A 25,569-nucleotide genomic window follows, 5' to 3' on the forward strand; every position below is an offset into this window, starting at 1 on the left:
ACAAAACCCCGACCCAAATTCAACCCGCAAGGGAACCCACCACACACAGCAGAAGGCTTGGGCCGGACTGGCAATCATTGACTATAAAGAAGTAGTACAAACACACTCTTGAGTTCTCAAACCACCACACACATCAACAAGCTGAATCAGAACCAAAAATCTGGAATCCAACCGCCATGCTGAGTGGCAACAGATGAATAATCTACACACTCCGGCGTTATCACGCAACCGGCACGACGAAAGAAGGGCGCAAACCGTTGAAAACACAACGATCCATCGGCGTGTCGAAATAGGCTCCGACACGTCACGTCCTGCCATCAAGGATACCGCCGTCGACGTCACCGACGAAGGAACGACATGGCGGACATATGAACAAACGGGGACGAAGCGGCCATACGCCGTCACGGACCGGCATGCGATCCATCATCGAATGCGCATCGGCCTGCCTGTACCTCATGCCCGGACCGGCCGTCGACACCAACCACGCCCCTCACGGACCGGCAGTATGGAGCGAAACACAGGCGCTCTTCCCCGACCCCCCGTTCCGGAACATCATGGACGGCCATCGTCACGCCGATGCCACGGAAGGCGCGTATACCTATAGCTATGACGAAGAAAATCGCAGTACTGACCGGCGCGGGCATCTCGACCTCCGCCGGCATCCCCGACTTCCGCGGACCCGACGGCGTGTGGACCAAGCACCCCGATCAGATGAGCGTGTACGACATCGACGCGTTCATGACCGACAAGGAGGCGCGCGAATACTCGTGGCGCTGGCAGAAGGAATCCCCCGTCTGGAACGCGCAGCCCGGCGTCGCGCACAAGGCGCTGGTCAAGCTCGAGAAGGCCGGCATGCTCACGCTGCTCGCCACCCAGAACTTCGACGCCCTGCATGAGAAGGCCGGCAACAGCCCGGACCTCATCGTGAACCTGCACGGCACGATCGGCACGTCGCACTGCATGAAGTGCCACGCGAAGTACAACACCGCCGACATCATGGCGAAGCTGGACGAGGAGCCGGACCCGCGTTGCCATCGCCTGCTCAAGTACCAGGGGAACATGCCCTGCAACGGCATGATCAAGACCGACGTCGTCTACTTCGGCGAGGCGCTGCCCGACGGCGCGATGGAGAAGTCGTACGAACGCGCCACCAAGGCCGACGAACTGTGGGTCATCGGCTCGACGCTGGAGGTGTTCCCGGCCGCAAGCATCGTGCCGGTCGCCGCACAGGCGGGCGTGCCGATCACCATCATGAACATGGGCCGCACGCAGTACGACCGCCTCGCCACGCGCCTCATCCACGACGACATCGCCGTCGCGCTCCCCAAACTCGTCGACGAAACCATCGCCGAAAACAGCTGACGGTCCGCTTCCGTTCCGATGCTTTGATGAGCGGCGGACGGAGGGGATTCCGTATCCCGTTCCCCGACACGCTCAAGGCCGCTCGGCCAAGCCTACGGTCGGGGAACGGGATACGGAATCCCCTCCTCACTTCCAGCGAATGTAACGGCCTTGCCACGCGACTACAACGGAAGTGGACTACGCAACAGAGCGAAGGACCGCCATGTCCTGTTCCCGACCGTAGGCTTGGCCGAGCGGCCTGGAGCGTGTCGGGAACAGGACATGGCGGTCCTTCGCGGCCACCGGATTACTTCGCCTCTCCGCGGTCACCGCACTATCCGGCAATGACGCATCAATCAATATTCAGTAGATGCGCTTGGGCTGGAAACCTTCGGCCTTGAGGGCGGCGAGGATGCGGTCGATGTGGTCGGGGCCGTTGGTCTCGACCGTCACGCCGAGCGACACCGCATTCGTGTAGTGGCCGGACGCCTTGAACTGGTCGTGGTCGAGCGCGATGACGTTGGCGCGTTCGCGCGCGAGCAGCGTGGCAACCTTGACGAGCTGGCCCGGGGTATCGGGCAGTTCGACCTCGAAGTTCATGATGCGCCCGCGGGCGATCATGCCCTTCTGGATGACCGCGCCCATCGTCACGGTGTCGATGTTGCCGCCGGACATGATCGGCACGACCACGTGCGGGCCGGGAGCGGATGCGAACTTGCGCGAGCGCAGATTCAGGTGCTCGAGCGCGGCGAGCGAGACCGCGCCGGCGGCCTCGACGACGAGCTTGTGCTTCTCGAGCATGAGCAGGATCATCTCGTTGATGTCGCGCTCGGTGACGGTGACGAGGTCGTCGAGGAACTCGTTGAGCAACGCGAAGGTGAGATCGCCCGGATGCTTGACGGCGACGCCCTCGGCGGAGGTGAGCACCTGGTCGGCGGGCACGACGCGGCCGGCCGACAGCGAGTTCTTCCATGCCGGCGAGCCCTCCGGGATCGCACCGATCACGCGCACCTCGGGCTTGAAGGTCTTGATGGCGAGCGCGACGCCCGCGCCGAGGCCGCCGCCGCCGAGCGGGACGACGACGTCGGTGACGTTGGGGACGTCCTCGAGGATCTCGAGGGCGATGGTGCCCTGGCCGCAGATGACCTCGTAGTCGTCGAACGGCGGCACGTAGATCATGCCCTCCTGTTCGCTCAGTTCGGCGGCATGGGCGGCGGATTCGTCGAAGACGTCACCGTAGAGGACCACGTCGGCGCCGTACGCCTTGGTGGCGTCGACCTTGAGCGGCGGGGTGATGGTCGGCATGCAGATCGTGGCCTTGGCGCCGCGTTCGCGGGCCGCGTAGGCGACGCCCTGCGCGTGGTTGCCGGCGGAGGCGGTGACGATGCCGCGGGCGAGCTCCTCCTCGGACAGGGAGGCGATCTTGTTGTACGCGCCGCGGATCTTGAACGAGCCGGTGACCTGGAGGTTCTCGGGCTTGAGGAGGATCTCGTGGCCGGTCATCTCGGACAGGGTCGGCGAGGGGATGATCTCCGTGTGGCGGGCGGTCCCCTTCAACCGCTCGGCGGCCTTCTTCAGTTCGGCCGCATGGTCACGCTGCAATGCTTTGAGGACGTCTTTTTGTTCCATAAGAGGTCATTTTAGGTGGCGGGACGCCGATGACGCCCCGCCTGTCTCGCATCACAGCCTGACGACGACGGCCTCCCACGGGTCGAGCTCGCGGTTGGCGAGGGAGACGACAGCGTGGGACGCGCCGTAGGTGGCGATCGCGATCTGCGGTTCGGTGACGCCGGCGGCGACGAGCGCGGAGGCGTCGGACGGCAGGTCGACGGTGCGGCCGGACAGGTTCGCGACGACGAGCAGTCTGCCGCCCGTGACTCCGGGGGCGGCGGCGAGGGTGCGCGTGAAGGCGTAGACGTGCGGGTCGGCGGCGTCGATCAGCTCCCAGTCGCCGGCGGAGACCACCGGGTCGCTGTGGCGCAGGGCGATGAGCTGCTTGTAGAACGAGTACACGGAGTCCGGGTCGTCGAACTCACCGGCGGCGTTGATCTCGGCGTGGTTCGGGTTGACGGCGATCCACGGCTCGACGGGCGCGTCGGGCGCGGTGAAGCCGGCGTAGGCGGAGCCGTCCCACTGCATCGGGGTGCGGGAGTTATCGCGGCCGCGCGCGGCGATGCCGGCCATCATCGACTCGGGGCTCTGCACCTTGGCCTCCTCGACGCGCTGGCGGTAGGCGTTGAGGGACTCGAGGTCGCGGTACTGATCGAGCGAGGTGAAGTGCGCGTTGGTCATGCCAAGCTCCTCGCCCTGGTAGACGTAGGGGGTGCCGCGGTGCATGTGCAGCACGAGGCCCCACGCCTTGGCGGACAGGACGCGATCGGTCTCGTTGGAGTCGTCGCCCCAGCGGGAGACGACGCGCGGCTGGTCGTGGTTGCCGGTGAACAGGCTGGCCCATCCGACGTTCGCGACGGCGGTCTGATAGCCGGCCATGATGGACTTCAGGCGCGGCAGATCGAGCGGCAGCGGCTTCCACTTGACACCCTCGCAGTCGAAGTCGACGTGCTCGAACAGGAAGAGCATGTCGAGCTCACCGTTGGCCGGATCAGTGATGTGCTCGTTGCGCGCTGCGGTGATGCCGGGGGCCTCGCCGACGGTGAGGAAGCCGTCGCGGCCGTCGAAGACCTCGCGGCGCATCTCGGCGAGGAACTCGTCCTGACGCGGGCCGTCGGCGCAGAACGGGTTCGGGTTGGAGTAGCCCTCCTCGCCCACCGGCAGGTCCTCGATCTCGGAGCCGGCCTCGCCGGGCAGGCGTCCGGCCGCGTCGGTGCGCTTGGAGATCAGGGTGATGACGTCCATGCGGAAGCCGTCGACGCCGCGGTCGAGCCACCAGTTCATCATGTCGTACACGGCGCGGCGCACGGCCGGGTTCTCCCAGTTGAGGTCGGGCTGCTTCTTCGAGAACTGGTGCAGGTAGTACTCGCCGCGCTCCGGGCTGTACTCCCACGCGGAGCCGCCGAAGTAGGAGCCCCACTGGTTCGGCTCGGCGCCGGGGGTGCCGGGCTCGCGGCCCGGGCGGGCGGGACGCCACCAGTACCAGTCGGCGTGCGGGTCGTTCTTGTCCTTCGACGCCTCGAACCACGCGTGCTCGTCGGAGGTGTGGTTGACGACGAGGTCCATCACGATCTTCAGGCCGCGCTTGTGCGCCTCGGCGAGCAGCTCGTCCATGTCGTCGAGCGTGCCGAACAGCGGGTCGATGTCCTGATAGTCGGAGATGTCGTAGCCGTTGTCGTCCTGCGGGGACTTGTAGACCGGGGAGAGCCACAGCACGTCGACGCCGAGGTCGGCGAGGTAGTCGAGGCGGGACGTGATGCCCTTGAGGTCGCCGAAGCCGTCGCCGTTGGTGTCCTGGAACGAGCGCGGGTAGATCTGGTAGACGACGGCGTTCGACCACCACGGGTTCGGGGTGGCGCCGTTCGTGCGGACGGCGTCGGGCAGGGTCTCACGGTTGAAAGAGGTCATCGTTGGCTCCTTTGCGGTTGTGTGGTTGGTGCGCGTTGGCGCGTTTCGGGTATGCGGTTGATCGCGGCCGCACGGGTGTCACGGCTTGGCGTGCGGTCCTATCGGACAGGATAGGGGTCGGCGGTTTTCATTCCCATCGGGACCGGTTACGGGCGCGGCGGAAAGTAATACCACGGGCGAACGGTGCCCGAGCGGAGCCGCGGCTGTTCCAGCGGGAGAGAATTGCCATCTCGTGGCGGTTTTCTCTCGCTGCGGGCTCCCTTAGCGAGAGATGCGTGCCGCCATATGGCGAAAACCTCTCGCCGGAGGAGGCCAGCGAGAGGTTTTCGTGATGAAGTGGCGGGAATGGCTCGCCAGGATGGAGGTGAGCGAGAGATATCAGCCACATGGTGGCGGGGATCTCTCGCTGAGGAGGAGAGGAACGGTAGGGTCTTACTTCACCGCGTCCTGCAATTACGGACTCGCCCTACGGGCGAGACTCATCGTTGCCTCGCGGGTGCACGGCCTGTCGGCCGCCCGAGCCGGCGAACAGTCCACCGGACTGTTCGCATCACCGGCTCGTCCCGCTCGGCGCAGTGCAGTTTCACTTCACAGCGCCCCTCATCACGCCGCCGATCACCCACTTCTGGGCGAAGATGTAGACGACGATGATCGGGGCCATGGCCATCAGGTAGCTGGAGAAGGCCATCGGGTAGTTGGTGGCGAACTGCGAGCTGAAGACGTACTGGGCCAGCGGGATCGTCTGGTTGGACTGGTCGGTCAGGACGATGAGCGGCAGGAGGAAGTCGTTCCAGGCCCACAGCGCGGTGGTGATCGCGATCGTGGCGTTGATCGGGCTCATCAGCGGGAAGATGATCTTCCAGAAGATGCGCCACGTGCCGGCGCCGTCGATGCGGGCGGCCTCCTCGAGCGAGACGGGGATCGAACGGATGAAGCCGGTCGCGATGAACAGGTTCGTGCCCAGGCCCAGCACCACGTACAGCAGGATCAGGCCGGCCTGGTTGTCGAGGTGCCAGGAGCCCATCTGCTTGGCGATCGGCAGCATGACGACCGGGAACGGCACGAACATGGCCGCGATGAAGAAGTAGTACAGGAAGCGGAAGAAGCGCTTGTCCATGTTGCGGGCCACCGCGTACGCGACGAACGTGTTGGTCAGCAGCGTGATGACCACGGCGGCCACCGTGATGATCGCGGAGTTGAGCGCGGCCTTCGGGTAGTTGACCTTGGCGGACGCGTCGGCGAAGTTGTGCCACTCCCACGAGGTCGGCAGGGCGAACGTGCCGGCCTCGGCCGGGGTCTTCAGGGCGGTGACGATCGTGAAGTACAGCGGGATCAGGATCGTCAGGGACAGGACCGCGACGGCGGCGGTGAGCCACCAGTTGATGTTGTGGTCCTTGCGGAACTTCTCGGGCTTGGAGCCGGACTTGGACGTTGCAGACATTGCGGCACTCATGGCACTCACACCTTTTCCTTGCTGCCGAAGAACTTGAGCTGGATGAACGCGATGATCGCGAGGACGATGAAGAAGAGCACGGCGTTGGCGGTCTGGTACGCGTACTCGCCGCCGGTCAGGCCGCCCTTCCAGATGAGGTAGGTCACGGTCTCGGTGGCGGAGTTCGGACCGCCGTCGGTCAGGGCGACCACCTGGTCGAACGTGCCGAGCGCGTTCTTCATGGACAGGACGAGGTTGATGGTGAAGAACGGGCCGATCAGCGGGAAGGTGATCTTCCAGAACTTCTGCCACGGGTTGACGCCGTCGAGCGCGGCCGCCTCGTAGATCTCGTCGTCGATGGTCTGCAGGCCGGCGAGGTAGAGCAGCACGGAGTAGGCGACGCCCTGCCACACGGCGAGGAAGACGATCGGCACCCACGAGTACTGCTCGCTGGTGATCAGCGACTCGGAGAGCCATCCGATGCCGAGCGCCTTGCCGAGCTCGGGCAGCGGGTTCATGAAGATGTACTTGAACACGTAGCCGATGACCAGCACGGACAGGGTGTAGGGCACGAAGAAGATCGCGCGGAAGCCGTTCTTGAACGCGATCTTGCCGTTCAAGGCGACCGCGATGAACATCGCGATCACGTTGATGAGGATGGTGATCGCCACGGCGATGAGGAACGTGAACAGGTAGGCGTGGCCCACGCGGTTGTCCTGGAACAGGGCGATGTAGTTCTTGATGCCGATGAAGTCGTAGTCGCCGTAGCCCTGCGAGTTGGTGAACGAGTACATCACGCCCTGCAGGAACGGCACGTACAGGAAGATCGCGAAGATGATCGCGGCGGGCACGGCCATCCAGTAGAAGGCGTGGTCGACCTTGCGGTCGGAGAACGCGGAGCGCTTCTTGGCCGGCTTCGACGCGGCGGATTTCGTTGCGGTTGTCATGATCCTTCTCCTCCCTTTCAGTTCGTGAAGGTCCTGGCCTGGACCTTGTCCCATTCGGTCTGCATCTGGTTCAGGAAGCGGTTCGTATTGCCGCTGGTCACCATCGTCTGCAGGTAGCCGCCGATGTTGATCGAGGACGGGATGTAGTGGTCGCAGAAGTCGGCCACCTTGTTCTTCTCGAAGAACGGGCGGACCGTCTCGAGGGCCTTGTTGCCGAAGTGCGTCTTCTTGAGCGGGGTGATCGCGGAGTTCGCGTCGGCGTAGTCGTTGAGGGTCTTCTCGCTCATCAGGAACTCGATGAACTTCATCGCCTCGGCCTTGTGCTTGGTGTTGGCGCCCATCGTGATCATGACGTCGTCGCCGGCGGTGAGGATCTGCTCGTCGGCGTTCTCGGTGGCGGGCATCTGCGCGAATCCGAGGTCGGCCTTCGCGTTGATCATGAGGATCTGCGGGATGGCGTAGGTGCCGAGCGGGATGATCGCGGCGGAGCCCTTGGCGAAGTTCTGCGTGCCCTGCTGGTAGGTGATGCCCTTGTCGCCGTCGGCGTACTTGAACAGCTCGACCTCCTTGGTCACCGTCTCCTTCCAGATCTTCTGGAAGGTCGTGGTGCCCTTCTTGAGGTTCGTGTACTCGCTTTCGGGCACGAGCGTGCCGGCGAGGGAGGCGAGCGGCGCCTGCGTGGTCCACGCGTCGGCGACGGTGGCCTCGACCGGGTTGATGCCCTGATCGCGGAACTTCTGGAGCATCGCGGTGAACTCGCTCCACGTGCTCGGCGGGTTCTCCGGATCGACGCCGGCCTTGCGCCAGATCGCCTTGTTGTAGATGTAGCCGGAGGCGTTGCCGGCGAACGGCAGGCCGTACAGGCGCTTCTTGGACTGGTCGGTGGTCTGCACGAGGTTCTTCGCGATCTGGACCATGCCGGGGTTGAGCTTGTCGACGATCGGCTCGTCGGTGAAGTCGTAGAAGACGCCGGATGCGGCGAAGTTGCCGAAGCTGATGTCGCCGTTGAAGGTGATGACGTCGGGGACGCGGTTCTTCACGAACCTGGTGCGCAGATCGGTCTGCGCGTTGGCGGAGTTGTTGATGTTGATCTTGATGGTCGGGTTTTCCTTTTCGAACTCCGCCGCGGCCTGCTTGAACCAGTCGGCCGCCTCGGACTTGAACTGGAAGAAATCAAGCGTGACGGTGCCGGCGGTGTTCGCGCCGCAGCCGGCCAGTCCGACGCCGACCGCGAGCGCGCAGACGCCCGCGACGACGCGCGTGGCGATCGCGCGCAGCGGGCGCGACAGTCGCGACGGACGGACCGACGAGGCCGTCCTCGCATCCGAATTGGGGGAATCGCACTTCATTCGTAGACTCCTTAAGCTGTTCTCCTGGTGCCCGCCGCCTCAGTGCCGCGGAGCATGCCCCCAACGATACGGTTCGATATTTTTCATTCCAAGCGCGAGCGTGCCCCCTCGCGTTGGAAACTAAACACGCGCGAATTATGTATTCTTGGAATGGAATTCGGGGTTCGATCGGGTTCGGAGAGGATGTTGTCATGGTCGACGAATCGGGGAAAACGTTGGAATCGCAGGGATCGATGGAGTTTCCGCAGTGGTTCGAGGGATCGGAGTACATGCATCGCGTGGCGTGTGCGATCGCGAAGTACGGACCGATCGCCCGCACGACGCTGGCGCAGCTGCTGGGACTGTCGCAGGGGGCGCTGTCGCGCATCACGAGCGATCTGATCTACGCGGGCGTGATCGAGGAGCTGCCGGGCGATTCGGTCTCGCGCGGCCCGCTGCCGCAGGGGTTCACACCCAAGGAGAGCTCGGATCGGCGCGGCCGCCCGCAGACCGCGCTGGCGCTGTGCTCGAACGCGCGCACGTTCATCGGCATCAAGGCGCACGGCACGTCGGCGATCGCCGCGGTGGTCAACGCGCACGGCGAGGTCGTCTCCGGGCGGCACGAGTCGGCGTTCCCGGACCGTTCCCCCGAGTCGGTGACGCAGGTGCTCGCCGGTCTCGTGCGCGAGTGCGTCGACGATGTGACGGCGGCCGGGCTGCCCTCCCCCACCGCGGTCGGCATGGCGATCGGCGGGCATGTGGCGGACGACCGGGTCGTCACGTTCGCGCCGTTCCTGCGCTGGGATCACGACGTGCCGCTCGCCTCGATGGTGGAGCGGGCGACGGGCCTGCCGTGCGGCGTGTACAACGACATCGACTCGCTGCTGGTGGACGCCAGCTGGTTCGGGCCGGGCGTCGGGCTGGAAGCGTTCGCGGTGCTCACGATCGGCGTGGGCATCGGCTATTCGCTGGCGATGCACGGCCGTCCCGTCTCCTGCCCGGACAAGAGCTACGGGCTGCTCGGGCACGTGCTCGTCGACCCGGAGGGTCCGCGCTGCACGGCCGGGCACATCGGCTGCGCGCAGTGCCTGACCGACGATTCACTCGCCGACCAGTACTCGCAGATGATGGGCCGGGCGTGCACGTTCGACGATTTCGCGCGCGACGCCCGCGCGGGGGTCCCGCAGGCGTCACGGCTGCTCGACAGGACGTGCTTCCGTCTGGGATCGCTCATCGCGACGATCGCGAACATCGCGATGCCGTCGAAGGTGATGATCGCCGGCGAATCGGCGTTCCTCGCGAGGATGGCGATCGACCCGATCCGCGACGGCATCAACCGCTACCGGCACAGCCAGGCGTCGCCGGTCGAGTTCACGGTCGTCGACCACGACTGGCAGCTGTGGGCCAAGGCCGCAGCTTCGCGCGTGATCGTGCGCTACCTGGACTAGCGTTCGCGAATCGCGGTGAACAGGACCGCTTGGGCCGGATGGAGGCTCGGCGGGCGCAGACCGTAGGTCTCGAGCGCTCGGCCGGTGGCGAGGACGCCGTCCGCGGTCCACCAGCCGAGCGGCGACTGGCCGTTGCCGAGGCCCGGGGTTTCCAGATCGAGGTCGAGGTACAGCGGCTGGATGCGGTAGACGCCGTCCGGGTCGAGACCGGGCACGCGGATCGGCGCGGCCGGGTAGGTCTGGCCGGTGGTCAGCTGCGTGAAGCGGTAGAACGCGGCGGAGCGGTCGGGCTTGACCATGCCGTCGACGCGCACGGCCGGATCGGCCGCGTCGGCGTGGACGCACGTGTCGACCGCGAACCAGGCGCGGTGGCGCTTGAACTCGGCGAACCAGGCGCCGAGCTTGTCCAGCGCCTCCTGCGGCTCCTTGAGCAGGTTCCATTCGACGCCCATATGGCCGAAGAAGGCCATCGCCATCCGCAGCTCCTGGCTGGTGGCGCGGTGCGTGGAGTGCGCGGGGGACGCACCCACGTGCTCGCCCATCATGGCCGGCGGCACGAGCAGCGACGTGTAGCGCTGGATGTCGGCGCGCTCGACCGGATCGACGCAGTCGGACACCCAGATGCGGCTCGCGAACTCGAGGATGCCGAGGTCCACACGGCCGCCGCCGGACGAGCAGCTCTCGATCTCGAGGCCCGGATGCGCCGCGCGCAGGTCGCGGAAGATGCGGTAGACGGCGAGGGTCTGCTCGTGCACGGCCGGACGGCCGGTGCGCGGGGAGACGGCCTCGGTGACGAGCTTGTTGTGATCCCACTTGATGTAGTCGATGCCGAGCTCGCCGACGAGCGCGTCCATCGCACCGTACAGGTACGCGTAGGCGTCCAGGTTGGTCAGGTCGAGGACCTGCTGGCTGCGGCCCTGCATCGGCAGACGGCCCGCCGTCGGCTTGAGGACCCAGTCGGGGTGGGCGCGGTACAGATCGGAGTCGGGGTTGACCATCTCGGGCTCGAACCACAGGCCGAACTCCATGCCCTTGGCGTGCACGTAGTCGGCGAGCGCCTTGAGGCTCCTGTCGCCGTCGGGCCAGACCTCCTTGGCGATGTGCCAGTCGCCGAGGCCGGAGGTGTCGTCGCGGCGGGAGCCGAACCAGCCGTCGTCGACGACGAAGCGTTCGACACCGGATTCGACGGCCTTGTCGGCGAGCGCCTTCAGGGTGTCGAAGTCGTGCTGGAAGTAGACGGCCTCCCATGTGTTGAGGATGATCGGGCGCGGCTTGGCGACGAGTTCGGGGTGGAGGTCGCGCAGGCGGGTATGGAAGCGCGCGGCGATCTCGTTGAGGCCATCGCCGTAGGAGCCGTAGACCCACGGGGTGGTGTAGGAGTCGGTGGCGGTGCCGGCGGACAGCGTGATCTCGCCGCCCATGAGCACCTCGCCGCCGCCGATCAGGCCGGTGGTGTACGGCTGGCGTTCGGCGGACAGCACGCTGTTGCCGCTCCAGCCGACGTGCACGGAGTAGGCCTCGCCGTGCTCGAAGCCGAAGCCGGGCGTGCCGGCGGTCAGGAGCAGGGAGGCGTCGAAGTCGGGGCGTCCGGCCATCGCGACCTTCTCGAAGCGGCCGACGGTGAGCGGCTGGCGCTGCGGGCTGCGCTCGCGCAGGTGGTGGCCGGTGGTGGTGAGGATCTCGCTTGCGAGCGCGGGCAGCGGGAAGCCGAGCTCGACCTTGCCGATCTCGAGCGGCGCGACGCCGGCGGCGAGGTCGCGCACGACGGCGCGCTGGCGGATCAGGCCGCCGTGCAGCAGTTCGGCGGTCCATTCGAGGCCCACGCCCTGCTCGGTGTCCTCGGCGACGACGGTGACGACCGGCGTCTCGACGCTCGCGCCCGGCACGGCCACGCGGGCTTCGGCGGGCGTGGATTCGGGGGCGTCGGCGGCCTGCGCGACGTCGATCGCGTCACGCTCGGCGAGGGCGATGCGGATGTCGGTGACGGCGAAGCGGCAGAACAGCTCGACGCCGCCGCGACGCACCGTGAGGCGTTCGTCGCCAATCCACGCCTCGCTCTGCGTGGGCAGAATGGACGGCCAGGCGGTCTCGTCGAGCGCGCCGGAGACACGCTGCGGCTTCAGGGCGTCGTAGGCGTCGAGGAGGGTCTCGGGGGCCGCGAGCGGACGTCCCCAGTGGACGAGGCGGGGCAGGGCGTCGCCGGCGAGGACGAGGGCGAACGCGACGCGTGCGTCGGCCTGCTCGGCGTAGACGACGGTCAGTGCGGTGCCGTCGGCGGCGGTGCCGTGGAATCGTTCGATGCGCGACATTGCATATCTCCTTGGGTGCTCGAGGACCGGATCGGATGATCCGTGAGGGTTCACAACGGTTTTGCTGACTCCGATGGTATGACGGACGGTTTTCCTTTCCATCCCCCAGAGTGTTCCCCCACCGAGGAAACTAATTCGCATGATGCAGGTCAGATGCCGGAGTCGGCATCGACCTGCATGACATAGATGTTGCGGCGCAACGCCTTGGCCTGGGCTCGGGAGATGTCGCCGGCCTCGAACATGTCCTGCACGATGCCGAGCTCGATGCCGTAGCTCTCCTTCTTGACCTCCTCGGCCTTGCCGGCGGCCGCGGCCGTGCCCTCCATGTTCGGGCGGGCCTTGAGCGACGCCTCCGCGCGGCGGTAATCGAGGATCAGGGCCGAGCAGAACTCGGTGTTGAACCGGTCGTAGCTCATCTCCTCCTCGAGCATCGAGATCACGTGCTCGATGGCCGCGACCTGCAGCGTGCGCATGTGCGCGAAGATCTGGTCCTCGCTCACCAGCGGCGTGGTGCGGCGGATGCGGTTGATGCTGCGCTTGACCACGTTCATCGTGCGGTGGCGCCAGCCGCGCATACGGCCGCTGATCTGCCAGCCGAGGCGGCCGGAGTCCGGGCCGGCGGTCGTGTGGCGCAGCGTGTTCATGATCTGGTCGAGCATGCGCTCGCACGCCTCGACGTTGAGCTCCTGCACGGCCTTGTCCGGGTCGGGGTGCGCCTTCGCATCGACCAGACGGTCACGCACGAACTCCTTTTCCCAGTTGAGCGCGCGGATCTGCAGCTGACCGTATCCGGCCGGGTCGAGCGCGCCGATGCGGTGCTTGAGGCGGCTGATGCGCTTCGTGTACGAATCGATGACCATGAGCACCGCGCGGCGGTTCTCCGGGGTGATGCGGCCGGTCAGCTCCTCGACCGTGCGCCGCAGCACCTCGATGGTGATCTCGGCGAGCTCGTCGCCGTTGTCCTTCGCGTGATACGGCGCGAGCAGCGGCAGCAGGAAGTTCGCGAGCAGCAGCGTGCACACGATCACGCCGGAGGCGATGAAGATCAGCTCGTCGCGCATCGGGAACGGCGTGCCCGCGGACACGTAGTACGGGATGGTGAACATCAGGGACAGGGTGATGGTGCCCTTCGCGCCGCCGAACGTCATCACCGCGGCCGAACGCCAGCGCTCGCGCGTCATCGGACGACGCTTGCCGGTGTTGACGTCGCGTGCGATGCGCAGCATGGCCGCCACCCAGAGGAAGCGCATCACGATCACCACGCCGGTGACCAGCGCGATCACACCGAGCAGCATGTTGTTGCTCACCCACGGGTCGGCCCAGCTGGCGTGCATCGCATCGGGCAGCAGCATGCCCAGCAGGATGAACACGGCGCCGTTCAACGTGAACGACAGCACGCCCCACACGCTGGAGGCGACGATGTTGGTGCGCGCCACGTTCGGGCCGATGCCGGTGCGGTCGAAGCGCACGAGCAGACCCGCGGCGACGACCGACAGGATGCCGGAGACGTGCACCTCCTCGGCGCCCAGATACAGCAGGAACGGCAGGAACAGCTCCATCAGGATGCGCGTGGTGGTCGTCTCCCAGCCGAGCGAACGCACGGTCTCGAACAGCCAGTTCGCGGCCAGTCCCACCGCCACGCCGAACAGCGCGCCGCCGATGAACGAGACGACAAACTCTGCCGCGGCCTCACCCACCGCGAACTCGCCGGTCACCGCCGCCGCGATCGCGAACTGGAAGCCGACGATGCCGGACGCGTCGTTGAACAGCGATTCGCCCTTGAGCACGCCGCGTTGACGCAGACTGAGCGACGCCTCCTTGCCGAGCGAGGAGACCGCGACCGCGTCGGTGGGCCCGAGCGCCGCGCCGAGCGCGAGCGCCGCCGCCAGAGGGATGATCGGCCATATCGCGTTGAGAACGAATCCGACCGCCGCCATCGTCGCGATGGCCAGTCCGATGGCGAGCGACAGGCTCAGCTTGAGCGTCTTGAGCAGCGCGGATTTGTCGATCTCATGCGCCTCCAAGTACAGCAGCGGCGCGATGAACAGCACCATGAACAGCTCAGGGTTGAGCTCGACGTCGGGGAAGAACGGCAGGTACGAGGCGGCGGCGCCGAGCGCGATCTGCACCAGCGGCGTCGAGACCTTGGGGATGAATCGGCTGAGGAACGATGACAGCACGACGGCCGCGATAATGCACAGTATCAGCTCGACGACATCCATGGTGGTCTTCTCGGTCTCTTTCTTCCTGGGGTCCCTCTCACGCCCCGCTGCTGTCGTGAGGCGTTGTCCAGATTATAGAAATCGGGTTAGGAAATCGTTAAGCACATGGCGATACGGACGGCCGACGACGCCGATGACGGACGGATTCGCCGCCGTTGTCGGGTTGGTTCCGGGCGTCTTCGCGCGAGGCGGTCCGCCCCGTACACTTGGCCCCATGATGTTCGACAGGATGACGCTCGGCAGGGCGATGGACGAGGCGCTCGCACTGGCCGCGCGCGCGGCCGAGGCCGGCGACGTGCCGGTGGGCGCGCTGGTGATCGACGACGCGACCGGCGAGGTCATCGGCCACGGCTTCAACACCCGCGAGGTCGACGGCGACCCGCTCGCCCACGCGGAGGTCGTCGCGATGCGCGGGGCCGCGGCGACGCGCGGCGGCGACTGGAACCTCGCCGACTGCACGCTCGTCGTCACGCTCGAGCCGTGCCCGATGTGCGCGGGCGCGTGCCTGCAGACGCGCATCGGACGCATCGTGTTCGGCGCGTGGGACGCCAAGCTCGGCGCCTGCGGGTCGATCTGGGACATCCCGCGCGACCCGCACGTCGGCCACACGCCGGAAGTGATCGGCGGCGTGCGCGAGGCCGACTGCGCCCGCGTCCTGGGCGAGTTCTTCGCCGGGCGACGCTGAGACGCCCGACGCCGGACGGGTCACGCCGGGTCACGCCGCCCGGCGCATCGCCTTCAGCGCGACGAACAGGGAGCGCACGAGCAGCACGGACAGGTAGACGGTGAACATGATCGCGCCGGTGCGCGGCGAGACCGCGGCGGCGATCCACGTGCCGAGCGGCGCGGTGACGGCGGCGACGATGCCGATGATCGCCGCGGCCTTGACGTGCACCATGTGCCGGCGCACGTTCGCGACGGACGTGGTGATCGAGTTGGGGAACATGGCCAGCAGCGATGTGCCGCGCGCGATGAGGTCGCTCGCTCCGAAGATGATCGACAGGGCGGGCACGCAGATCGCGCCGCCGCCGATGCCGAGCAGGCCGGCCAGCACGCCCGCGACCACGCCGAACGCGATGAGCCCGACCACCATGATCGGATGCATGACGATGTGCGAGTCGCGCGACGGGTTCGACATGGCCTGATTGATGATCACGAACACGAGGAACGCCACGAACGCCCATCGCAGGGCGATTTCGGGCAGCTTGGAGAGCAGCCACGAGCCGATCTGCCCGCCGACGAACATGCCGGCGAACACGAGCGCCGCGGCCACCCAGTCGACGTCGCCCTCGAGAGCGTACGAGACGACGCCGGAGACGGCGGTGGGCACGATCGCCATCATCGAGGTGGCGGCCGCGTGACGCTGGGTCAGTCCCAGCCACACCAGCGCCGGCACGATCACGGTGCCGCCGCCGATGCCGAACATGCCGGACAGGATGCCGACGAACACGCCCACGACGGCCATGATGGTCAGGCCGCGCGGGGATTCGTCCAGATGGTTCTCGTCGATCGATGCGGCGGGCGCCTCGGCGGGGACGCCGGCGGCCGTCACGGCATCGTCTGCTGTGGTTGTTGTGGTTTCCGTTGCGTTCACGCCGCCCAGTCTAGGACCGTGCGGCATGCGCGGGCGGGCCGGCTTCCATCTATCGTCCGGATCGCCGACTACGCCGACTGCGCCGATCGGGGCGAACGCACCGGAGCCGCCGACGGATCGCACGATCGCCGTCCGGGCCGCGACGGATCACAGGATGCCTGACGTGATGTCGTGGTCGAGCAGCCACTGGCGCAGGTCGGTGAGCTCCTCGAGGCTCACGTTGTGGTCGAGCGCGCGGTAGCTCTTCGTCGTGAGCCATGTGTGCTCGCCCAGCCACGCCTGCGCGGCGAACAGCTCGTACTTGGGCACGACGTCGTCGTTCTTGCCGTACGTGTAGAAGACCGGCACGTTGTAGTTGTCGAGGATGCCGTCGGCCGGCGCGGTGCCGGGCACGACGCCCGGCGCGAGGTATCCGGACAGCGACACGGCCGCGCGGTACCGTTTCGGATTGACGCGCAGCAGATGCACGGCGAGCAGGCCGCCCTGCGAGAAACCGAGCGGCACGACCTGACGTTCGTCGGGCAGGTTGTTCGTCACCCACCGGTCGATCGAGAGCGCGAGCTCGTAGGCCGCGCGGTCGAGGTCCTCGCCGGTCGGCACCCGTTCGCCGAACCACGCGTACGCGCCGGGCGAGAAGGCGTCGCCGCCGGCGAGCCTGACCGGTCCGCGCAGCGACGCGTAGTCGTTGTACGGCGCGATCTGACGCATGAGATCGGCCATCTCCATCTCGTTCGACCCCCAGCCGTGCAGGCAGAGGAACATCGGATGCGTGGGGTGCGTCGCTCCCCCGCCGCGTGAGTACTGCGCCTCGGTCAGGTCAATGGTCATGTCTCGCCTCTTCGCTCGCCGCGTATGCCGCGTGTGTCGCCGATCGTCCGGCATCCGCCCTCGGCGGCGGATGTTGTCCTCGCTCCATTGTGCCTCATCCGCATCGGTTCATCGCGACGCCATTCGCACAAGTCGGTGTGACTCGGCACACGTTCGTCACGAGTTGCCGCCGGACGTCGCGGGGATCTCGCTCAGCGCGCCGCCCCACTCCTGTTCGAGGAGCGTCATCTTGTCCGACTGGCCGAAGGCGAGCCACTGGTTGCCGGAGAGCAGCCGCCAGTCGCCCTGAGCGGCCGGATCGTCGGCGTTCTGCGTGAGCAGTTCCGCGATCTTCGTCTGCACCGGCTTGTCATAGAGTCGCGCGGTGGTGTTCGAGTCGAACGTGACGTACGCGACGCGCGTCTCGGCGCACACGGACGCGTTCTCGACGCCGGGGTACATGCTCACGTCGAGGTCGTTCCAGCCGGCCTTGCATTCGCCGGTGACGCGTTCGATGCCGAAGCGCATCGACTCCGCGCTGTCGACCGGCGCCTCGTCGTCGGCGTGCGGCTGGACGAGTCCGTCGGGGAAGAGCACGCCGCACACGACGCCGAACGCGAGCAGGAGTCCGGCGAGCAGGAACGCGACGATGCCGCCCGACGCGACGCGATGACGCCGGCTGTTGCGCGGCAGGTTCGCCTTCGCGACGATGACGGAGACGAACGTGACGGCGATGGCGATCGCGCACGCGAGGGCGATGTAGCGGCCCGGCACCCTGCCGTCCGGGTCGACGAAGGCGGGCGCGGCCTCGTGCGCGGCGGAGGCGGCGCCGAGCGCGACGGCGACGAGGCCGGCGAGCAGGGCGACGATCGCGGCGGTCCGGCTGCGCTTGGCGGGTTCGGAGCCGAATCCGGCGCGGTAGACGGTGGTACGGCCGGTACCGTTCCCGTTGTTGGGCCTGGCCGTGCGGCGGCGCCGTCGAGGACCGTCGTCGCCGTCGTATTCGTCGTATGCACCGCCCTGTCCGTCACCATTCGCGAAGAAGTCGTATTCGTCGTTCGCCATGATCTTCCCCCTCGTCAGCTTCGGGCCCCGTTGCTGGGCACCAGTCTACCGCCGGGATGCGCGCCTCGGGGTCGATCTCAGGGATGAATCAGGGACCACGTCATCTTTTGGATGACAAAAGAAAACCCCGGTGGGATGAACCACCGGGGCCAGAGAAAGGAGAGAAGAAGAAAGGTTCAGTTTTGACGGGGGCTAACGCTCCGGGTCGGCTTGTGCTGACAACTCATAGATAACCACCTTTTTCTGAGCCACACGCGGTATTTCGCTGTGAGTTTCCTGAGAATTGTCGATTTTTGGTGAATTGTCCACAGCCTGAATGCCTCGGGACAGCCATAACGACGCAGTTATCCACATGAATACGACACATCGTCGCATTCGATTGACGAAAAAGCGGTTTCCCGTAGCAGATCATTGCATGCGAACAGTGTGTGTGTATCGCGACGGCGTCCCATGGCCGATGGCAGGGATGATGTAATGGTTACCAACGACTCGCCTTCAGAGAGGAGCGCGATATGAACGAATCTCATGCCAATCGAGGGATGAGGCTGCTTGCGCTGATTGCGAGCGTCGGACTCCTGTGCGCTCCTGCCGCATGCGGAACCGGCACATCCGCATCAGATTCACCGGGGCAGGCGCAGGGTTCAGGCGGATCGGTTTCCCGGGTCACCCTGTACGCTTCCGTCGACCAGCTGGCCGAGGACAGCGATCTGATCATCGCCGGTCAGGTGACCGACACGACCACCGCGAGGGACATCGACGACTCCGCGGATCTCACCCTTGCGACCGTCACCGTCCTTGAGACGCTCAAGGGCGAGACGCCCGACGCGAACGAAGCGATCGTCCATCAGACGGGATCACGGGAACAGCACACCCCGAACACCTTATACACCCCGAACACCCTGTTGTCGCGCGGGGATGTCGTGCTGCTGTTCCTCGTGCATTCCGGCCTCGGCGGGAATCTGGCCGAGCAATACTACATCACGGGCGCCGGTGCGGGAATGTACCGTATGACCGACGCCGAGTCCCCTCTCTCGATCGACGACATGGACAACGTCTCGTTCCATCGCGTCAATACGGATTCCGGAGACGACCTTCCCGACGTCCTGTCCGTCGAGGAATTACGAAACGGCATCGGCTAACATATCCATCGACAGTCGCGGGGATGCGTCAATGAATGCCGATGAGTCTCAGCGACAATAGGCAATACGGGCGGAGTCCTACGAACGATTCCGTAGGACTCCGCCATCCGCCGCCAACGGTGTCCTTCGACACGTCATGACCCGGGTCCGCAACTGCACCGATCACCTCCGATTCGGAAGCCGCCTCCGGCAGCCGACGACCGCCCCATAGCGCCAATCGCCGCCGGGCACTAGACTTGTGGGCAGTATTGTGACGATTCCGCCCGTGAGGAGCTTTCATGCTGTTGTCCGACCGCGACATCCTGGCCGCGCAGGCCGAAGGCCATATCTCGCTCGACCCGTGGACCCCTCAGATGGTTCAGCCCGCGTCGATCGACGTCAGGCTCGACCGCTACTTCCGCCTGTTCAACAACCACGCATACACCTATGTGGACCCGGCCGAGAACCAAGGCGCGCTGACCGAGCAGTTCGAGGTCGGTCCGGACGAGCCGTGGATCCTGCATCCGGGCGAGTTCGCGCTCGGCTCGACGTGGGAGTACGTCAAGCTCGACCCGACGATCGCCGCCCGACTCGAGGGCAAGAGCTCCCTCGGCCGTCTCGGCATCCTCACGCACTCCACCGCCGGATTCATCGACCCGGGCTTCGAGGGCCACATCACGCTGGAGCTGTCGAACGTGTCGACGCTGCCGGTCAAGCTCTGGCCGGGCATGAAGATCGGCCAGATGTGCTTCTTCCAGCTGAGCTCGCCGGCCGAACACCCGTACGGCTCGCAGGGCACGGGCTCGCACTATCAGGGACAGCGCGGCCCGACGCCGAGCCGTTCCTACGAGAACTTCTATCGCGCGCACATCGACGACTGACCGATCGCGCGCACGCGAACGAGCGGCCGGAGACGGCCGCTCTTGGTATTTGGAGACACAGAGACAAGGGGAAACGATGACCGATCCAAGCGGCGAGTTCCATTTCGACTTCCAGAACAAACCCAAGCGCCCCGAACAGGCCGCACAGCCGCAGGGCATGGGGGTGCCCCAGCCGCCGGCGCCGGCCGCGTACGGGCAGACCGCGTCGGTCACGCCGCCCCAGCCGCAGCAGCCGACCCAGCCGATGTACGGCCAGCCGCAGCAGTTCGCTCAGACTTCGGCATACGGGGCACAACAGCCGACGCAACCGGCTCAGCCCGCCTACGGCCAGCCCAACTCGACTCCGGCATACGGCGCACAAACCACGGGCAACATCCCCCCTGCCCTCTCTCCGGCCGTCGAGGAACCGACCGAACTGGAGACGACGCAGGCGTTCGACCCGTTCGCCGACGAGGATCTCCCTCCCCTGCCGTCGCAGACGGCCCAGCCTGTGCAGACGCCGGCTCAAACTGCACAGGCCACTGCCCAGCAGGCATTCCAGAATCAGCCCACGCAGGCATTCACGGCATCGCCAACCCCTGCCGTACAGCCCACACAGGCGATTCCGACGCCTCCCGCGCCGACCGCCGCCCAATCGCAGCCGACCCAGGCGTTCACCACCCCGGTCTTCCCGCAGGGCGCGCAGGGCTACGCGCCGACGCAGGCGTTCCAGCAAGCACAATCCACGCCTCTGCCGGCCTCGCCCGACGCGCAGGCGACCCAGGCGTTCGTCCAACCGTACGGTCAGCCTGCGTCACCGACCGTTCAGGCGACCCAGGCGTTCAGCCCCCAGCAGCCGGCTTCGTCCTACGGCCAGTCGGCGCAGCCGTCCGCCGCGCCGACCCAAGCGTTCCAGCCGGTCGCGCAGCCCACGCCGGCGTTCCCCACCGGCGCCACGCAGGTGCTCGGCCAGACCACCCAGCCGGCCCAGTTCCCGCCGGCGCAGCCGATGGCGGCCGCGAACCCGAGCGAGGCTCGCACGCAGGTCTTCGATCCGAACATGCTCAATCAGGCCGCGGCCCAGTCGACCGGCCAGTTCCCGCCGGCGCAGCCGTTCGCCCAGTCCCCGGCCGCCCAGCCGCCGGTGATGCCGCCGTCTATCACCCCGGACGACGAGGACGACGGCGATGACGACGGGTCGGACGACGACAAGCCCTCCCGCCGCAAGGACCGCAAGAGGAAGGGCGGCATGTCCGGTGGCAAGATCGCCGGCATCGTCGTGGCCGTCATCGCCGCGATCGCACTGATCGCCGGCGGCGTGTGGCTCTTCACCGCGAGCAACGGCAAGCTCACGTACGCGGCGTGCACGGCGGCCAAGATCGAGTACACCGACGCGCAGAAGGACCTGCAGGAGGAGATCACGAAGGGACAACAGACCGTCTCGTCGACGACCGCCGACCAGCTGTCCGATGCGACCACGCTGGACACGCTCAATCAGGCGATCGCCGACGCCGGCAAGGTCACCACGGACGCGAGTTGCTCTGCGGACATGGAGAAGGCCGATCTCAAGTCGAACACGCAGCAATTCAAGACGGCCGAGAATCAGGCCGACCAGCTTGAGGAGAAGATCGACGACGCGATCGACGCGGTGAATGCGAGCAAGAAGTCGAAGTCCTCCGATTCGCTGAAGTCGTCGCTGACCTCGTCGATCTCGTCCGCGCAGTCGCTGCTGAGCAGCGCCTCCGGCAAGGTCGCCGACGAGAGTACGCTCACCGCATTGCAGAGCGCGATCAGCAACGCGAACAGCGTGTCCGCGAAGTCGAATCCATCACAGTCCGAGGTGAACAGCGCGAACTCCGCACTGCAGCAGGCGATGTCGAACGTGAACGCGTCGATCGCCGCCAAGACGAAGGCCGACCAGCAGGCGGCCGCCCAGGCCGAGGCGCAGCAGCGGGCGCAGGAGGAGCAGCAGAAAGCCCAACAGCAGCAACAGCAGGAGGACATGCAGGACCAGCAGGCCGAGGAGCCCGATCAGGAGAGCTCCTCCGGCACCGGCTCGGGAGCCACCACCGACGGTTCGTCCGGCACCGGCTCCTTGAACTGATGCCCCGATACCGTCGGATATGACGAGTCCCCCGTTTCCGTCACGGAATCGGGGGACTTTCCTGTTGTCGACAAACCACACGGAACGTACGGCAGGACCGGACAGGCGTACGTTTCGTGTGGTCAGGGTTCGATTGGCCACACGGAACGTACGGGAACGGCCCCGTCTGGACTTACTTGGCCATCGCCCTGAGGACGCACTTGCGCAGCTCGGAGGCGACGAGCACGAACGCGGCCAGACCGATGCACTCGACCCACGCCATCGGCGAGAGCGGCGTCGTGCCGAACGCGGAGTTGAGGAACGGCACGTAGATCACGACGAGCTGCAGCACGATGGACAGGCCGATCGCGCCCCACAGCCACTTGTTCGAGAACAGGCCGACGAACGCGGACTGCGCGTGCGAGCGCGAGGCGATCGCGTTGAACAGCTGGGCGAACACGAGGATCGTGAAGCCCATCGTGCGCGCCTCGACCATCTGCGCCTCGTGGCCGAGCGCGTCGACCGAACGGTCGGTGAACAGGCCGCCGGCCAGGTGCATGTCCATGCCGATCAGCGTGACGGCGGCCATGATGATGCCGATGTAGATGATGTCGCCCCACATCGAGGCGTCGATCACACGGTCGGTCACCTTGCGCGGACGACGGTTCATCACGTCCTCGGTCTGCGGGTCGACGCCCATCGCCAGGGCCGGCGCGGCGTCGGTCAGCAGGTTGATCCACAGCAGCTGGGTGGCGAGCAACGGCACGGTCACGCCCTGCGTGCCGGGCTGGGTGATGCCGAGGAACCCGGCGAGCACGACGCCGAAGAACACGGTGAACACCTCGCCCACGTTGCTGGAGAGCAGGTAGCGCAGGAACTTGCGGATGTTGTCGAAGATCACGCGGCCCTCGCGCACGGCGGCCACGATCGTCGAGAAGTTGTCGTCGGCGAGGATCATCTTCGCGCTCTGCTTGGTGACCTCGGTGCCGGTGATGCCCATCGCGACGCCGATGTCGGCGGTCTTGACGGCCGGGGCGTCGTTGACGCCGTCGCCGGTCATCGCGACGATGTTGCCCTGACGCTGCAGCGATTCGACGATCCGCAGCTTGTGCTCCGGCGCCACGCGCGCGTACACGGACACCTCGGCGGTGGCCTTGTCGAACGCCTTGCCGCCGTCGTCGCAGGCGGCGAGCTCGTCGAGCTGGTCGCCGGTGAGGGCCTTGCCGCCCTTCTCGATGATGCCGAGGTCGGAGGCGATGCGGGCCGCGGTCAGCGGGTGGTCGCCGGTGATCATGACGGCGCGGATGCCGGCGCGGTGCGCCTCGGCCACGGAGTCGCGGACCTCGGTGCGCGGCGGGTCGATGATGCCGACCATGCCGTTCCAGATGAGGTCGGTCTCGATCGCGCCGGACTGGTCGGCGATGTCGGTCACCTGGCCGGCGGCGTTGGCGCGCACGCCGGGCACCTCGGACAGGTTGGCCGTGCCGAGCGGACGGTACGCCTGGCCGAGCGTGCGATACGCCTCGGAGGAGAGGCGCTCGACGGTCGCGAGGATCGTCTGGCGGTCGCCCTCGGTGAGCGGTCGGACCTGGCCGCCGACGGCGATGCGCGAGCAGAAGCCGAGCAGCACGTCCGGCGCGCCCTTGGCGAAGACGGTGAGCTTGCCGCCTTCGGTCGCGTCCTTCGCGATGATCGACATGCGCTTGCGCTCGGACGTGAACGGCACCTCGGCGACGCGCGTGAACTGCTCGTAGCCCTTCATCGCGCCGGTCTTGCGCGCGGCGACGATGAGCGAGACCTCGGTCGGGTCGCCCACGATCTCCCACTTGCCGCCTTCCTGACGCAGGTCGCCGTCGTTCGCGAGCGTGCCGACGGCGAGCGTGGCGAGCGCCTCAGCCTTCAGGGCCGGCGCATCGGCGAGCGCGGAGCCGTCGGCGGCGACCATCTTGCCCTCCGGCGCGTAGCCGGTGCCGGTGATCTGCACCTCGCCGGACGGGGTGACGACGCGTTCGACGGTCATCTCGTTGCGCGTGAGCGTACCGGTCTTGTCGGAGCAGATGACGGACGCGGAGCCCAGGGTCTCCACGGAGTGGAGCTTCTTGACGATCGCGTTGTGCATGGCCATGCGCTGCACGCCGAGCGCGAGCACGACGGTGAGGATCGCCGCGAGGCCCTCGGGCACGGCGGCCACGGCGAGCGAGACGGCGAGCAGCAGGGAGTCGATGACGTCCTGCGTGGAGTGGAAGCCCTCGAGGATCGCGAGCGCGGCGAGCACGACGGCCGCGATGATGCACACGGCGATGCCGAGAATCTTGGAGACGTAGTCCATCTCCTTCTGCAGCGGGGTCTGCTCGTCGTCGGTGGCGGACAGGAGGTCGGCGATCTTGCCGACCTGCGTGTTCATGCCGGTGCCGGTGACGATCGCACGGCCGGTGCCCTGCGTGACGGACGTGCCGTTGAAGATCATGTTGGCGCGGTCTCCCAGGGCCTTGGCCTCGGGCAGCGTGTCCGGTTTCTTGCCGACCGGCACGGATTCGCCGGTCAGGCTCGCCTCGGCGATGCGCAGGCTGGCGGCGGAGACGAGTCGGCCGTCGGCGGAGACGGAATCGCCCTCCGCGAGCACGATGATGTCGCCGGGGACGACCTCGGCGGTGTTGATGCGCACGACCTTGCCGTCGCGCAGGACGGACGTCTGCGGCGCGGTCATCTGGGCGAGCGCCTCGACGGCGGCCTCGGCCTTCGCCTCCTGGATGTAGCCGAGCACGGCGTTGACGATCAGGATGAGGACGATGACGAGCGCATCGAACGGGAGCGGCTCGCCTCCCTCGGCGCCCGCGTGGCCGCGCTCGATGAACCACGCGATCACGGAGATGACGGTGGCGGCGAGCAGCAGGTAGACGAGCGGGTCCTGGAACTGGGCCAGGAACTTCTTCCACTTGGGCACGGGCGGCGCGCTGGCCAGCTCGTTGGGTCCGAACTTCTCGAGTCGGCGCTTGGCCTCGGCCGAGCTCAGGCCCCGGGCCGGGTCGACGTCCAGCGCCTCGGCGACCGCGGCCGCGTCGGTCAGGCTCGGGTCGATGTCGTTGAGCAGCGCCTGCTGGGCGCGGGTTTCCTCTGATATGGCGCTCTCGTTCGTTGCGAGCGCTGCGGATTGATCCTTCTGATCAACCATGGTGTTCTCCTTGGTATAGCCGCGGAGTAGTCAGCCCGCCCTGCCTGCCGGTTGTCTCTCCGGTGCGCGACGGACTGCGCGGTTATGGGCATCGACGCGACTGCCGCCGATGCATACGATTGCCATTATTCCATACGCGCCGCTCGCCCTCGTCGCACAGCGAAACGCGTTTCGCCCAATGGACCGGTGCGCACGGCCGCATGCAGAGAATCGTTCTCGATAACGAACGTGTGAGGGTCGACGGTGCGTCAATCGCACAGGCGCATCGCCGGAACGGCGTCGTTGCAACGGTTTCGGCGATGTGCGGTTTGTGCGTGATTGTGC

Annotated in this window: 17 protein-coding genes; 6 read left to right on the forward strand and 11 right to left on the reverse strand. The window is 66.7% G+C overall.

The window, feature by feature from the left end:
* Positions 1 to 606 precede the first annotated feature (606 nt).
* Positions 607 to 1,362 (forward strand): Sir2 family NAD-dependent protein deacetylase, encoded by a 756-nt coding sequence (locus JS528_RS04145; RefSeq protein ID WP_214357844.1) that lies wholly within the window; start codon positions 607 to 609, stop codon positions 1,360 to 1,362.
* Positions 1,363 to 1,704: 342 nt separating this feature from the next.
* Here JS528_RS04145 and ilvA read toward each other — a convergent pair whose 3' ends face one another.
* The 5 genes from ilvA to JS528_RS04170 form a co-directional block, all read right to left on the reverse strand.
* Positions 1,705 to 2,970 carry a threonine ammonia-lyase gene (gene ilvA, locus JS528_RS04150; protein WP_214357845.1) on the reverse strand — a complete coding sequence of 422 codons (1,266 nt, stop codon included), beginning with the start codon at positions 2,968 to 2,970 and terminating at the stop codon, positions 1,705 to 1,707.
* Between the two features lie 51 nt (positions 2,971 to 3,021).
* Complete coding sequence (locus tag JS528_RS04155; protein WP_214357846.1) at positions 3,022 to 4,860, reverse strand: alpha-glucosidase; 1,839 nt, start codon at positions 4,858 to 4,860, stop codon at positions 3,022 to 3,024.
* A gap of 583 nt (positions 4,861 to 5,443) precedes the next feature.
* A complete protein-coding gene (locus tag JS528_RS04160) occupies positions 5,444 to 6,313 on the reverse strand; it encodes a carbohydrate ABC transporter permease (RefSeq protein ID WP_214357847.1) in 870 nt (289 codons plus the stop codon).
* Between the two features lie 5 nt (positions 6,314 to 6,318).
* Positions 6,319 to 7,239, reverse strand: a complete 921-nt coding sequence (locus tag JS528_RS04165) for a carbohydrate ABC transporter permease (RefSeq protein ID WP_214357848.1) — start codon at positions 7,237 to 7,239, stop codon at positions 6,319 to 6,321.
* A gap of 17 nt (positions 7,240 to 7,256) precedes the next feature.
* Positions 7,257 to 8,588 (reverse strand): ABC transporter substrate-binding protein, encoded by a 1,332-nt coding sequence (locus JS528_RS04170; RefSeq protein ID WP_214357849.1) that lies wholly within the window; start codon positions 8,586 to 8,588, stop codon positions 7,257 to 7,259.
* A gap of 191 nt (positions 8,589 to 8,779) precedes the next feature.
* Here JS528_RS04170 and JS528_RS04175 point away from each other — a divergent pair, with 191 nt between their 5' ends.
* On the forward strand, positions 8,780 to 10,015 hold the full coding sequence (locus JS528_RS04175) for an ROK family protein (RefSeq protein ID WP_240541316.1): 1,236 nt from the start codon (positions 8,780 to 8,782) through the stop codon (positions 10,013 to 10,015).
* On the opposite strand, the gene JS528_RS04180 is transcribed toward JS528_RS04175, so the two are convergent.
* Together JS528_RS04180 and JS528_RS04185 are read right to left on the reverse strand one after the other, a co-directional pair.
* Positions 10,012 to 12,465: an alpha-galactosidase gene (locus tag JS528_RS04180; protein ID WP_420838180.1), complete on the reverse strand. Its 2,454-nt coding sequence runs from the start codon at positions 12,463 to 12,465 to the stop codon at positions 10,012 to 10,014. The genes JS528_RS04175 and JS528_RS04180 overlap by 4 nt on opposite strands.
* Before the next feature lie 8 nt (positions 12,466 to 12,473).
* On the reverse strand, positions 12,474 to 14,546 hold the full coding sequence (locus tag JS528_RS04185) for a cation:proton antiporter (protein WP_214357851.1): 2,073 nt from the start codon (positions 14,544 to 14,546) through the stop codon (positions 12,474 to 12,476).
* A gap of 214 nt (positions 14,547 to 14,760) precedes the next feature.
* On the opposite strand from JS528_RS04185, the gene JS528_RS04190 reads away from it, so the two are divergent.
* Positions 14,761 to 15,231 carry a nucleoside deaminase gene (locus JS528_RS04190; RefSeq protein ID WP_240541317.1) on the forward strand — a complete coding sequence of 157 codons (471 nt, stop codon included), beginning with the start codon at positions 14,761 to 14,763 and terminating at the stop codon, positions 15,229 to 15,231.
* Positions 15,232 to 15,261: 30 nt separating this feature from the next.
* Here JS528_RS04190 and JS528_RS04195 read toward each other — a convergent pair whose 3' ends face one another.
* From JS528_RS04195 to JS528_RS04205, 3 genes are all read right to left on the reverse strand, one after another.
* Positions 15,262 to 16,098 (reverse strand): sulfite exporter TauE/SafE family protein, encoded by an 837-nt coding sequence (locus JS528_RS04195; RefSeq protein ID WP_420838185.1) that lies wholly within the window; start codon positions 16,096 to 16,098, stop codon positions 15,262 to 15,264.
* A 189-nt stretch (positions 16,099 to 16,287) separates the two neighbouring features.
* On the reverse strand, positions 16,288 to 16,968 hold the full coding sequence (locus JS528_RS04200; RefSeq protein ID WP_240541318.1) for an alpha/beta hydrolase: 681 nt from the start codon (positions 16,966 to 16,968) through the stop codon (positions 16,288 to 16,290).
* A 156-nt stretch (positions 16,969 to 17,124) separates the two neighbouring features.
* A complete protein-coding gene (locus JS528_RS04205) occupies positions 17,125 to 18,012 on the reverse strand; it encodes a hypothetical protein (protein ID WP_214357853.1) in 888 nt (295 codons plus the stop codon).
* A gap of 512 nt (positions 18,013 to 18,524) precedes the next feature.
* On the opposite strand from JS528_RS04205, the gene JS528_RS04210 reads away from it, so the two are divergent.
* From JS528_RS04210 to JS528_RS04220, 3 genes are all read left to right on the forward strand, one after another.
* Positions 18,525 to 19,151, forward strand: a complete 627-nt coding sequence (locus tag JS528_RS04210) for a hypothetical protein (protein ID WP_214357854.1) — start codon at positions 18,525 to 18,527, stop codon at positions 19,149 to 19,151.
* Between the two features lie 278 nt (positions 19,152 to 19,429).
* Positions 19,430 to 20,011 (forward strand): dCTP deaminase, encoded by a 582-nt coding sequence (gene dcd / locus JS528_RS04215; protein ID WP_214357855.1) that lies wholly within the window; start codon positions 19,430 to 19,432, stop codon positions 20,009 to 20,011.
* 76 nt (positions 20,012 to 20,087) lie between these two features.
* Complete coding sequence (locus tag JS528_RS04220) at positions 20,088 to 22,094, forward strand: FIVAR domain-containing protein (RefSeq protein ID WP_214357856.1); 2,007 nt, start codon at positions 20,088 to 20,090, stop codon at positions 22,092 to 22,094.
* 172 nt (positions 22,095 to 22,266) lie between these two features.
* Here JS528_RS04220 and JS528_RS04225 read toward each other — a convergent pair whose 3' ends face one another.
* Positions 22,267 to 25,245, reverse strand: a complete 2,979-nt coding sequence (locus tag JS528_RS04225; RefSeq protein WP_214357857.1) for a cation-translocating P-type ATPase — start codon at positions 25,243 to 25,245, stop codon at positions 22,267 to 22,269.
* Positions 25,246 to 25,569: the final 324 nt, after the last annotated feature.

This window comes from Bifidobacterium santillanense (genome assembly GCF_018555385.1).
GTDB classification, from domain to species: Bacteria; Actinomycetota; Actinomycetes; order Actinomycetales; family Bifidobacteriaceae; genus Bifidobacterium; species Bifidobacterium santillanense.